The sequence below is a fragment of the Moorena sp. SIO4A1 genome (assembly GCF_010672065.1).
Taxonomy (GTDB): Bacteria; Cyanobacteriota; Cyanobacteriia; order Cyanobacteriales; family Coleofasciculaceae; genus Moorena.
Map to the genome: position 1 here is coordinate 1 of NZ_JAAHHX010000015.1, position 11,724 is coordinate 11,724.

10 protein-coding genes and 1 pseudogene are annotated in these 11,724 nt (G+C 44.3%); 3 read left to right on the forward strand and 8 right to left on the reverse strand.

Going from position 1 to position 11,724, the window contains the following annotated elements; genetic code table 11:
* A partial coding sequence (gene dapF, locus F6K53_RS14220; RefSeq protein WP_293081138.1) for a diaminopimelate epimerase occupies positions 1-684 on the forward strand: 684 nt, incomplete at its 5' end.
* A gap of 22 nt (positions 685-706) precedes the next feature.
* On the opposite strand, the gene murF is transcribed toward dapF, so the two are convergent.
* Entirely contained in the window at positions 707-2,080 is a 1,374-nt protein-coding gene (murF, locus tag F6K53_RS14225) for a UDP-N-acetylmuramoyl-tripeptide--D-alanyl-D-alanine ligase (protein ID WP_293081141.1), read from the reverse strand.
* Between the two features lie 554 nt (positions 2,081-2,634).
* On the opposite strand from murF, the gene F6K53_RS14230 reads away from it, so the two are divergent.
* Positions 2,635-3,921, forward strand: a complete 1,287-nt coding sequence (locus F6K53_RS14230) for a hypothetical protein (protein ID WP_293081143.1) — start codon at positions 2,635-2,637, stop codon at positions 3,919-3,921.
* A 201-nt stretch (positions 3,922-4,122) separates the two neighbouring features.
* Here F6K53_RS14230 and pth read toward each other — a convergent pair whose 3' ends face one another.
* From pth to F6K53_RS14255, 5 genes and pseudogenes are all read right to left on the reverse strand, one after another.
* Positions 4,123-4,767 (reverse strand): aminoacyl-tRNA hydrolase, encoded by a 645-nt coding sequence (gene pth / locus F6K53_RS14235; protein ID WP_075896664.1) that lies wholly within the window; start codon positions 4,765-4,767, stop codon positions 4,123-4,125.
* A gap of 208 nt (positions 4,768-4,975) precedes the next feature.
* Positions 4,976-5,200 (reverse strand): DUF2811 domain-containing protein, encoded by a 225-nt coding sequence (locus F6K53_RS14240; protein WP_070391159.1) that lies wholly within the window; start codon positions 5,198-5,200, stop codon positions 4,976-4,978.
* A gap of 728 nt (positions 5,201-5,928) precedes the next feature.
* Positions 5,929-7,068 (reverse strand): annotated as a pseudogene (locus tag F6K53_RS14245) (cryptochrome/photolyase family protein); the annotation flags it as partial.
* Positions 7,069-7,130: 62 nt separating this feature from the next.
* The gene (locus F6K53_RS14250) at positions 7,131-8,327 is read right to left on the reverse strand and encodes an RNA-guided endonuclease TnpB family protein (protein ID WP_293072354.1); all 1,197 of its coding nucleotides are present in this window, start codon (positions 8,325-8,327) and stop codon (positions 7,131-7,133) included.
* Positions 8,328-8,756: 429 nt separating this feature from the next.
* Positions 8,757-9,083, reverse strand: coding sequence for a cryptochrome/photolyase family protein (locus F6K53_RS14255; RefSeq protein WP_293072355.1), 327 nt, complete (start codon positions 9,081-9,083; stop codon positions 8,757-8,759).
* A gap of 387 nt (positions 9,084-9,470) precedes the next feature.
* On the opposite strand from F6K53_RS14255, the gene F6K53_RS14260 reads away from it, so the two are divergent.
* Positions 9,471-9,620, forward strand: coding sequence for a hypothetical protein (locus F6K53_RS14260; RefSeq protein WP_293072356.1), 150 nt, complete (start codon positions 9,471-9,473; stop codon positions 9,618-9,620).
* A gap of 18 nt (positions 9,621-9,638) precedes the next feature.
* Here F6K53_RS14260 and F6K53_RS14265 read toward each other — a convergent pair whose 3' ends face one another.
* Positions 9,639-10,985, reverse strand: a complete 1,347-nt coding sequence (locus tag F6K53_RS14265) for a serine/threonine-protein kinase (RefSeq protein WP_293081147.1) — start codon at positions 10,983-10,985, stop codon at positions 9,639-9,641.
* A 388-nt stretch (positions 10,986-11,373) separates the two neighbouring features.
* A complete protein-coding gene (locus F6K53_RS14270; RefSeq protein ID WP_293066754.1) occupies positions 11,374-11,523 on the reverse strand; it encodes a hypothetical protein in 150 nt (49 codons plus the stop codon).
* Between the last annotated feature and the right edge of the window lie 201 nt (positions 11,524-11,724).

Genomic DNA, 11,724 nt, shown 5'->3' on the forward strand with positions numbered 1-11,724 from the left:
GGTACTGACTATACGATGCGGATTTTCAACTCTGATGGTTCTGAACCAGAGATGTGTGGTAATGGGATTCGCTGTTTAGGAAAGTTTCTGGCTGATTTAGAGGGGGATAATCACAAAACCCACTATCGGATCCATACCCTGGCTGGGGTGATCATTCCTGAACTCAAGGGCGATGGTAAAGTCAGGGTGGATATGGGGATGCCCCAGCTTAGTGCAGCTCAAATTCCCACTGTTTTGGCAGAGGCTGACCAAAAGGTGATCAATACCCCCATGGAAATAGCAGACAAATTATGGGAGGTTACCTGTGTCAGTATGGGGAATCCTCACTGTATTACCTTTGTGGAGGATGCCGATGCCATACCTCTGGAAACCATTGGTCCACTGTTTGAGCATCACTCAGTTTTCCCCCAACGAACCAATACAGAATTTATCCAAGTGGTGCGTCCCGATTATCTCAAGATGCGGGTTTGGGAGCGGGGTGCTGGGGCAACTCTCGCCTGTGGCACGGGGGCTTGTGCGTCTGTGGTGGCTGGTGTGTTAACTGAGAAAAGCGATCGCATTTGTACCGTGGAGCTTCCTGGTGGTTGTCTCGACATTGAATGGTCCGAAACCGATCAGCGAGTTTACATGACTGGGCCAGCTGAGCAAGTTTTCACGGGTAAACTATCACAAATCTGGGGATAAGCCCAGATTTGTTGGCTTGAGATCAATCTTCCTTGGAAAATCCGGCTTTAAACTGCTTGACTACTTGATCGAGACCCACGGAATGGGAGGCTTTAAACAATAGACGATCCCCAGGTTGGACAAACCCCAGTAGATGTTCCACTAGAGGATTAGAGTCACAGAAACACTCAACTGGCACCGAAGTAACACCGGTTGCGATCGCTTCCGCTTCTGGCTCACTTTCATCCACCAAAATCCGCAAGCCATCTAGATTGAGTTGCTCAACCTTTTGACCCACTTGCTGATGAAGTTCACCGGATTTGGTTCCCAATTCCTTCATCGCCCCAAGTACTGCTATATGGCGTTTGCCAGGAGTCTGAGCCAGCATTTCTAGGGCAGCTACCATAGATTCAACTCCAGCATTGTAGGTTTCATCAAGAATCACTACATCGTTAGGTAACTCATAACGCTGGGCTCGACCTGCCGGTAGCTCAACCTCTAAACCATTCCTGAGGGTTTCCCAATCCACCCCCAATAATTTCCCAATGGCTAGGGCCCCTACATAGTTCAGGGCATTGTGGCGACCTGGGAGGGGGATAGGAAACTCCATGCCCTCTACTTTCAGGATTTCCGGTGCAATCAACTCTCCTTGGACATCACCACCCTCTAAACCATAGGTTATGGTTTGCCCTTGCCAAACCTCAGCTGCGGTATCAATTAGGCGTTGATTGTCGTGATTGAGAACCGCTACACCCTTGTTGGACATATGTGCTAATAACTCACACTTGGCTTTTGCGATCGCTTCAGTAGAACCCAACAGACCAATATGAGCTGTACCCACATTAGTAATCACCCCCGCCGTGGGGTTGGCTATCTCGGTCAATTCAGCAATCTGTCCTGAACCACGCATTGCCATCTCGATTACAGCATAGTCATGGTCTGGTGCCAACTCCAGCAAGGTTTTGGGTACACCAATTTCATTGTTGTAATTGGCCTGGGTTTTGAGTACAGTTCCTTTAGTAGACAAAACTGCTGCGATTAGCTCCTTAGTGGTAGTTTTGCCTACAGAACCAGTGACAGCAATCACCGGAATCTCAAACTGGTCACGCCACCACCGAGCAATTTGCTGGTAGGCTTTGAGAGTATTTTCTACCTGAATCAGCGGCAAACCTTCGAGTTGGGTAACTTTAGTCGCCTCAGCAATGACCGTTAATGCCCCCTTCTCTACAGCCAGAGCTGCATAATCATGACCATCAAACTTTTCACCCCGCAGCGCTAAAAATAGTTGACCCGGCTCAAGGTGACGGGTATCAGTGGTAATGCCAGTGAATGACTTTTCCAGGATTTTTTCTGGAATGTCTACGGTCTTGGCGGCGAGAATGTCAACTAATTTTCCTACAAGAAGCCGACACACCATAAATTTCTTGTTCCCCCAGTGTCCTAATTGTGCTGTTTTCTCTAAACGCTCTATTTTCCTGGTCAGCCAATAACTTTCACATGGTTTTTACTTAATTTTCACAATTTCCACTCATTGGCACAATTAGGTAAAGAGTAGATGAAGATATACTAATAATATAATAGCTCACCTCAAGTTTAGGTGATCATTAGAATATATCTACCACCGTAGATATATTGTGATACACCGAACTCTCTTTGTGTTAGCTAAGCCGCTCAAAGTTGAATTTTCATCTTCTGAAGCCAACCACCATTGATGAGCCCTAGCTTTAGCACCTAGGAGAGCTACCTAAAGTGACCACCTGGAGAGACTCTAAAGAAGATGAAGATATACTAATACTAGAAGAGGTCACCTAAAGTTTAGGTGATCATTAGAATATATCTACCACCGTAGATATATTGTGATACACCGAACTCTCTTTGTGTTAGCTAAGCCACTCAAAGTTGAATTTTCATCTTCTCAAGCCAACCACCATTGATGAGCCCTAGCTTTAGCACCTAGGAGAGCTACCTAAAGTGACCACCTGGAGAGACTCTAAAGAATCGGAAATTCGACATATTAGCTTGCCAGAGCAGCAAGTCTACAATCACTTACTCCAGTGGGTAAGGGTAGAATCACCAAAGCAATCAATTGAACGCTTCCAAAGGCTCTTCCTGGATGGAGTGGGATACGAAGATTTTGAAATCTGGTTGGCCTTGGAAAAGATAGTAATGGATAAGCGGGCTCCGACAGAGTTCCGATTTGTGATCAATCGCTGCTGCCATATTCTGATCAATCACTGGCATCTGAAACCAAACACCAGAAGAGCAGTCCAAGAATTGGTAGCTCTGTTTGATCATGTGCCGTCTCCTTTGAGGGTTCACTCTCGGGCTCCTAGACGCCTGCGGGAACTAATGCAGCTGTTCAAAAGAACAGAGCAATATCTAACTCTGCAACGTCTGTCTAGAGTAATGAGTGATACACCTCAATACTCTAATGGTTCTAAGCCAGTGGCAAACTTGATTCAGCGGTACCCCTACTTATATGAACATTGCTTACTCAGTGAAGACAGCTCTCAGGAATATCAGCAAACTGTCCGGCAAGTTCAAGCTAGGGTTCAACGGCGCTTTGAGTGTGATTTATCTAAGTACGTAACCTATCAGGTGCGATGCGCCAATCTCAGGCGAAATCGGGCTATCACGAGTCCAAGACGAATTATTCAACCAGTGTCAAATCCCACATTGCTGACCGAAGGAGAGTTGGTGAGTGCTCTCAAGCAGTTTTTTGGCAAAGTGCAAGGGTCTTACACTTACCAAGATGTTGCTCGTAGCTTCCATACCCACAGTCAGCACACAGCCTGTTTCAAAGACTTCAAGGAAGATTTATATGAATATTTGATTGCCTCGATTGACCCAGCCTATGGGAAGCAACAGTTTAACAAGCGATTGTATACTCATTTGCAAAACACCTTGCCTGAATGGGATTACCAAACGCCCAATGAATTTATGGTGGTGCGCACCTGTACTCAATTGTTAAACTTTTTGGTGGTGGAAAGCCCTCAGCGTCCCCATCACTATACATTTGTTGATTTGATTACCAATCTAGGAACCACCATTACCACTGGACTATTGCTCAAGATAGTATTGATCTGCGGTAAAGTCAAGCCCTATTTAGAAAAGCGATTTTCGATTCTGTTTAACCACTACGAGTCCGAAACTAGAAACAGCGTACCCTGGTTAGTCCCGTCTCTGGAAAACTTGAATATTGCCTTGAGTGTACACTTTGGCTCAGCTGATATTTCCTGCCTTAATCTCCTGCCTTAATCAGATTATGTGATCGGATTCTGTGAATTGTAGCCTAGCGCTATAACTATAGGGTTGATCAGACCGATCAGGTACACAGGATTTTTTACCACTTCCTTACTCCCTAGTTCCTACTCCCTACTCCCTACTCCCTACTCCCTACTTCCTACTCCCTAGTTCCTACTCCCTAGTTCCTACTTCCTACTTCCTACTCCCTACTTCCTACTCCCTACTCCCTGTTCCCTTTGCTATAGTTGCCAAATTCCGATTATTGTAGAGACTCATGGCCTTTTCTACACCTTGCTTAAGAGAAAGTTCAACTGCCTCAACGGCTAGTTGGACTACTTCCGACATTAACTTGGTTTCCTGAGGTGAAAATTTTCCTAGGACGTGGGAGATCGTGTCTGGCTTCTGACTGGATTTGCCGATGCCAATCCGCAGGCGAGGGAAGTTTTGGGTACCCAGATGGGCAATTGCGGATTTCATCCCATTGTGTCCTCCAGCTGAACCAGAAAGGCGCAGACGCAAACGCCCTACTGGTAAGTCCATATCATCATAAATGATCAAGACCGACTCAGGTGTGAGCTTGTACCAATCAGTCACCGCCCGAATTGCTTGTCCAGAGCGATTCATGTATGTAAGGGGCTTGAGCAAGCTTAGCTTATTTCCTTTTAGTCCAATTCCTTGACCAAACCATCCCTGAAAGCGGCGATTTTCGCTCCCTGAAATCTGTAATCGACGTGCGATCGCATCGACCACTTCAAAACCGATATTGTGCCGCGTTTTATCGTACTTGGGTTCCGGATTACCTAAACCCACAATCAGTTGAGGAATTATAATTTGTCCGGTTGTTTCGATAGTGCTCATGGTCAAAAATCGTTTGGGTCAAGGGTAGGTAATGGGTTACCCATTACCTACCCTTTATGATCTAGATGTTTCCGGACATCATAACAAGGGAGTGGGGAGTAGGGCGAAGCCGTGCAGGCATGGGTGCGGAACTTGACACGTCATACTTTACATGTTATATTTCACACGTTATATTTCAAACGTTATACCTTTCCCCATCCCGGATTAACTACGCAGGATATTGAAAGAGGGATTCCAGATAGACACGAGCACAAGCGCGATAACTCTGGGACGTTTCTGGAGTCTTACCAATACCATTTTGGAGCAAAAACAGGGAAAGTGCTGCTGCGAAGACCCGGTCTTGGTCCCAGCTAGGATGGGTTTCTAGGTAGCGCTTGAGAGACTCGTGCAGGTCTTCGGGGATTTCTGCCAGGATACTTACGGTTGCGTTCATAGTCACCTCTTCATATAAAGGTATTTTTGGAAAAAGCCACCTGATTTCAAGCACTTCAGATAACTGCCTTGGCCAAAAGAAAGCCAAGACAAGCCAGCACCGAAGCACTGAATTTTGATGTCACCCTTGCTTTAGTTCAGAACTATCCCCAAATCAGGTAGGGTAGTCCGTGCTAACCCCTGCTAGTCGGCGTAGGTTAGCTGAGAGCAAATTTTTTTATAGGTTGGTCGCACCATTTTCATCTGAAATGGGGTGGGTTTGTCAATGCTGCGAAATATTACAACTCTTGTTGACATTCCGAAATGTATACGAAATAATCAGGGTTTGAGGCGCTTTTTTGTTACATAACTTTACATAAACTGTGGTCTTAACTACTGCGGAATACTAAGTCGGGAAAATCCCCAGTAAAACTGGAATACCTAATGCCACCGTTGAGGCTTGTGGAAAACTATGGGAAAACTGTGGAAAAGCTTGAAGCTCTGTGTGGAAACAGTGGGGAATCTGTGGGGGAAATTTGGGAGAAACGATAAGAATTCTTACAGTTTCGTTGGCGGTGGAAAACTGGTGACCACAGATGGGGTCATTGTAGATTGTGAATCCTGATGTATTAGTATACTAGTGTGATTGAACTAGTATTAGCAAACTCTTGACTTGACTCCTTAAGGAAAAAACAAGGAAAAAAAATCTAACCACTGACTAATTGCTTCTAACCTAATTATGTGGTATTGTCAGGTAGATTGTCTCTTACGCCACCTAAAAGCTTCTTCATGAATTTGTTGTATGTCTTGATCAGAGATTTTGTCGATGTGAGACAAGACTAAACTCATGCGGCCTTGAGCCTTGAGTTGGTCACGGTGGCGGCAAAGAAAATCCCAGTATAAGAAATTAAAGGGACAGGCTCCCTGGCCAGTGCGCTTCCGAGGATTGTAACCACAACTGCTGCAGTAGTCGCTCATTTTATTGATGTAATTAGCTGATGCAGCGTAAGGTTTGGATGCTAGGATGCCGCCATCGGCAAACTGACCCATGCCAATCACATTGGTTTGCATCACCCAATCATGGGCATCGATAAAGGCTCCATGAAACCATTCTTCTATAGATTGAGGCGAAACTCCAACAATTAGAGCAAAATTGCTCAACACCATCAGTCGCTGAATGTGATGGGCGTAACCGGTGCGTTCAACCTGACTCAAAATTTGGCGTAAACAGTTCATGTCTGTTTTCTCAGCATGCCAGTAAAAGTCAGGTAGGGGCTGGGTGTGGTTGAACCAATTGCTTTGGGAGTAGTCAGGGTTCATATAGATATAAATACCGTGCATATATTCCCGCCAACCCAGGACTTGACGAATAAATCCTTCTGTGCTGCTTAAGTCGAGTTGGTTTTGGTGATAAGCATTCTCGACTGCTTTAATTACTTCCTCAGGTTGGAGTAAGCCGATATTGAGGTAAGGGGAAATTAGGGAGTGCCACATGGTATCTTCGTTGGTGACCATGGCATCTTGATAGGGACCAAAATTGGGTAGGCGATGGTGAATGAAAAAGTCTAATACTTGAAGAGCTTGATGGCGATTGACCGCCCAACGGAATGGTTCTGTTTTTCCGTAGCTGGGAAAGTTTTGAGCATTAACGGAGTTGATCACCTCTTGGGTGATTGGGTCGGGTTCAAACCAAAGGGCGTCTGGTGGATTTAGATTACGTTTTGGGGGTTTACGATTTTGTTTATCGAAATTCCATTTCCCACCAATTGGCTTATTTCCTGCCATCAAACTATTAAATCGCTTGCGCCCGACCCGATAGAAGTTTTCCATAATCAGACGTTTTTGAGATTTCGCCCAGGTTTGAAAATCAGACTCGCTCCACAGAAAATGATTGTTGGGATTGACATCCTCCCGCCGCTAAATCATAGATTATAGCGGGGGATTCCTAAGACTCACGACTTAGGTTTCTGTTTCCTTCTCCCCTTTGGGGAGTTTTTCGCACCAGCCTTTCGAGATTTACTCTCTTCGGGTCTTACGGTCGCTCCGCAGACTGAAACGGCAAGCCCTGCCGCCAAAATATTAGTTGATGCGTTAATATCACGATCGTGATGAGCGTTACAGAATGGGCAATCCCATTCCCGAATATTTAAAGGCAAAGAATCAACACGATTTAGACATACAGAACACAGCTTGCTACTAGGGAACCATCTGTCAATGGAAATAGCTTCACGATTATACCAGTCTGATTTGTATTTAATCTGACGAATTATTTCCGCCCAATTGGCATCATTGATAACTTGAGATAATTTGTGATTCTTAACCATGTTTTTCACAGCTAAATCCTCAAACACAATCAATTGGTTTTCTCGGACTAGTTGAGTAGTTAGCTTGTGAGTAAAATCTTTTCTAGTATTCTTAATTTTTGCGTGTATCCTGGCAACTTTTAACTTTGCCTTGTAACGATTGTTAGATCCTTTTTGTTTTCGCGACAAAGCTTTTTGGTACTTAGCTAATCTTTTCCTAAGTTTCTTAAAGTGTTTGGGATTAGCGATTTTGTCTCCGTCACTAGTTGTAATTAAACTAGAAATTCCTAGGTCAAAGCCAACTTGTTTATCCGTTGGTGGTAGACTCAAATCTCTGTAGTCATTAAACCTTATAGAGATATGCCAACGGCCAGATGGATCCAAAGTAACCGTAACAGTACTTGGGTTGCAGTTTTCAGGTAATTGACGACTCCAACGAATAGGTAAAGGTTCTTTACATTTGGCAAGATAGATTTTACCATCTTTCCATTTGAAAGCTGACTTAGTGAACTCTGCACTACCACCATTACGCTTTTTCTTGAAGTTAGGATACTTAGCACGACCTGCAAAGAAATTAGTGAAAGCAGTTTGGAGGTGTCTTAACCCTTGTTGAAGGGGCACAGAACTGACATCGCCCAAAAAAAACAAGTCATCTTGTTTTTTCCATCCTGTCAACATCAAAGAAGTTTCCTTGTAGCTTACACGTCGGGAGCGTTCATACCAACCTTTTGTCCTAGCATCTAAAGCTTTATTGTAAACAAGTCTTACACAGCCTAGAGTTCTCCTCAACAGAGTTTCCTGTTCAGGGGTTGGGTAAAAACGGTAACGGTAAGCTTTTTCGACCATATTTACTCCTTGAAGTACACTTACATTTTAAACTCTTATATGTAAGATGTCAAGTGGACGCAATTCATGAGGGGCTGTGTGCGGAACCTGCGTCCGCACTTTATACGCCCCGTCTCCCGCTAACCCTACGGGTATAACGTGAGTCTTCTTGCTCTTTTAGATAAAGGTAATTTGGCAAGTTAGTTTTAGGTTGCCAATTATTTCGGCCTGAAGGAGTGACAAACAGGCTTAAAAGCCTTACTGGGTGTGGGGTGTAGGGTGAGGGCGAACGGGGAATATCAGGAGCTGGTTACGTTGCGACGGGACGGTTTAATCAGGTTTCGGACCCAAGAAAATCCCTGGGCTCACTCCAAATTCCCTTCTATTTTCCCCACACCCCACACCCCACACCCCACACCCTGTCTAGTTTAATGCCTTGTTGTCACCCCCTCAGATTTCTGCAAAGGGTCGGTCATTGGGCGTCATTACCCGTAGTTCGGTAATCGTATTTTTTGTGACCCAGGCTTGGAGAGGCGTTTCAAAGTCGTCTGCTGTTTTATAGCTGACTGGCCAATCTTGGGTGCGTAATTCCTCAGCAAAGTGCCGCATGGCTGACCAAATGAATACCAGTTTTTGGCGGTGGTAACGTCTTTGTTGGACGTAGCTTAGGGATTCAATCAGAATTACTGGCGTATTTTGATGGTTTTTTTGACAACTGTTTAGGGCTGATTGTTCATTCCAAAGTTGATCCCCTAGTACCCAAATCCCGATAGTCATTATGGCTGATGCTTTTTACTGTATTGATATCATACAATAACTTCAGGGATTTTTGTCTTGAGTTTTAGGAAGTAGGGAATAGGGAGTAGGGAGTAGGGAGTAGGGAGTAGGGAATAGGGAATAGGGAATAGGGAGTAGGGAGTAGGGAGTAGTCAAAAAAAGGGGGTAATTAGATTAAAAAGTACCCCTTATTAAGGGTGATTTATGGGGATATTAATCAGAGATTAACAAAACTTACATGCTGCCAAATTCGAGCCTAATTCAGCAGTAATAATAATTAATTTTTATGTGTTTTTTTAGGTAAAATAAATCTAATAGTTATATAGAGCAGCTATAAATTGGTTTATAACTGCTCTATATAGCGGTTATATAGCGGTTTTTAGTCTAATGAGGTACACAGTATTTTTTCCCTGTTCTCTGTTCCCTATTCCCAGATCCGCTGTTCCCTACTCCCTACTCCCTACTCCCTACTCCCTACTCCCTACTCCCTACTCCCTGTTCCCTAAAATCCAGAACGAAAGTACCTCACCGAATTAAAAACCGCTATAAAAACTGCTAAATACTACATATCTCAAGGCGAGAGAAGAGAGATACGCCACCCATAAAAAAGGCGAAGTATGCCCAACCGGAAAAGAATCCGACATAGCTGACTGGTAGATGCCCCTGGGGAGCATTGAGGGTGAAGGGCAGGTCAACGTAATCTAGCCACTTTTCGTTGGTGTGCCATCCGAGTTTATCGCCAAAGCGACAGTAAGTTTCATAGTCATAATCGGCACCAGGAGTTACCTGCACACTCTCGGTGACGATGCTCTGCCAGATTCGCTTCTGTACACTAAAGCCAAAGCGCCCATTGCTGTACTTTACCCAGAGGGTGTTGAGAGTATAGAGGTCTTTACAAGGAAACTTGTTGATATCTGGGATGTCAAGCCAGCCTTCTTCTTCTCGTCCTGCTGCTTTGAGCATAACAGCGAGAGTTTCTTGATCTGCCTCTTGCCACTTTCTATGGATTAGTAAATCCTGTAATGGGCGGTAATCTACTCCTACATCAGAACTAAGGTCATCAACTTCACTCAAACAGATGAAATAATCGTCTTCAGTCAAGGGCTGTAACCATTCCTGCACTGACTGAGGACGGTCTTTTGGCTCTAAGGCCATGGCTTGAAGAATTACTTGATTTAAGCGATCGCTAATACTAGGAACCAGTTGGTTTGGTGGCACCAGGTCTTCACCGTCATACTTGCGGTAAATTGACTCGGTAGGATTTAGCCCAGTTACGGCATGGTAAAGTGAAGCGGCTAGAGAGTAGACATCCACCGTGGCGTGACGACTGCCTTGGTAGTATAGCTCGTAGGGTCGAAATGGTTTATTGTCAATATGGCTGGACACATTACTATCTCGGAGTATATCCCCAGGAATGCCAAAGTCAATCAACACGGCTTTGCCACTGTTACTGACCACGATATTATGAGGGCTGATATCTAAATGCACTAGCCCTACTCCATGGATTAGATTCAAGGCTGACCCAATTTGAGTGATGTAGGCTACTGCATCAGTTTCAGGTAATGGTCCTGTGCGTTGTACCAACTTCCATAAACTTTCCCCCGACACAAAATCCATCACGAGGCAGTAGGTATCTCCTTCTTGAAACAAGTCTCTGACCGGCACCAGGGATTCAAGGTCAGCAGACAGTTGAGCCAGCAGTTGTCCTTGCTTGATAAATTCTTCGCCATAGTTGGGGTAGTCTGGAGCCAATCTCAGGCTTTCGTGTGGTGTTTTAATTACAACATCTTGATTAAGTAACTGATGGACTGCTTTGTAAGTAATTCCAAAAGCTCCACGTCCAATAATTTTATCGATCTTGTATTTACCACCATGTAACAGCTGTTGCTCTGACCAGACCATATATATTAGTTGTTAGTTGTTTATGATTCGTGTTTAGGTTTAGTAGATTTACCCTGGCTCCTAGGAGGATTATCAACTAGTTTAAGACACCCTCAATTCAAATAATATTGATAATACAAATAATGCTATAGCATTATTGAGTAAGTATTAAGCTATCAGTTATCAGCTATCAGCTATCAGCTATCAGCTATCAGCTTATGCGCTACGCGCACGGCTGACGGCTGACGGCTGACGGCTTACATTATTTACATGCTATTAAATATGATAATTAATTTTTTGAGGATTAATTTTCAGTACTCATATACTTTAGTATAATTCATTCAGGTTTGCCATCCTCTGGAGCATCAGGTGTTAGCCGTTAATTACTCTGTGAAGAGAAAAAAGCTAGCTATAGGGAATAGGGAATAGGGAATAGGGAATAGGGAATAGGGAATAGGGAATAGGGAATAGGGAATAGGGAATAGGGAATAGGGAATAGGGAATAGGGAACAGGCAAGAGGCAAGAGGCAAGAGGCAAGAGGCAAGAGGCAAGAGGCAAGAGAGAAAAAATTATGTGTACCTCATTAGGTTAGAAACCGCTATACTCATGAAAGCTACTGAGAAATGGGATGACAAATGCGTTCGCGTAGGGTGACCGTAGGTCAATCGCATTTAGCTTAAGTCCGCAGAATTTTCCCCATTTCCTGCTTGTCCCGATTCCCGACTCCCGACTCCCGATTCCCGATTCCCGATTCCCGAC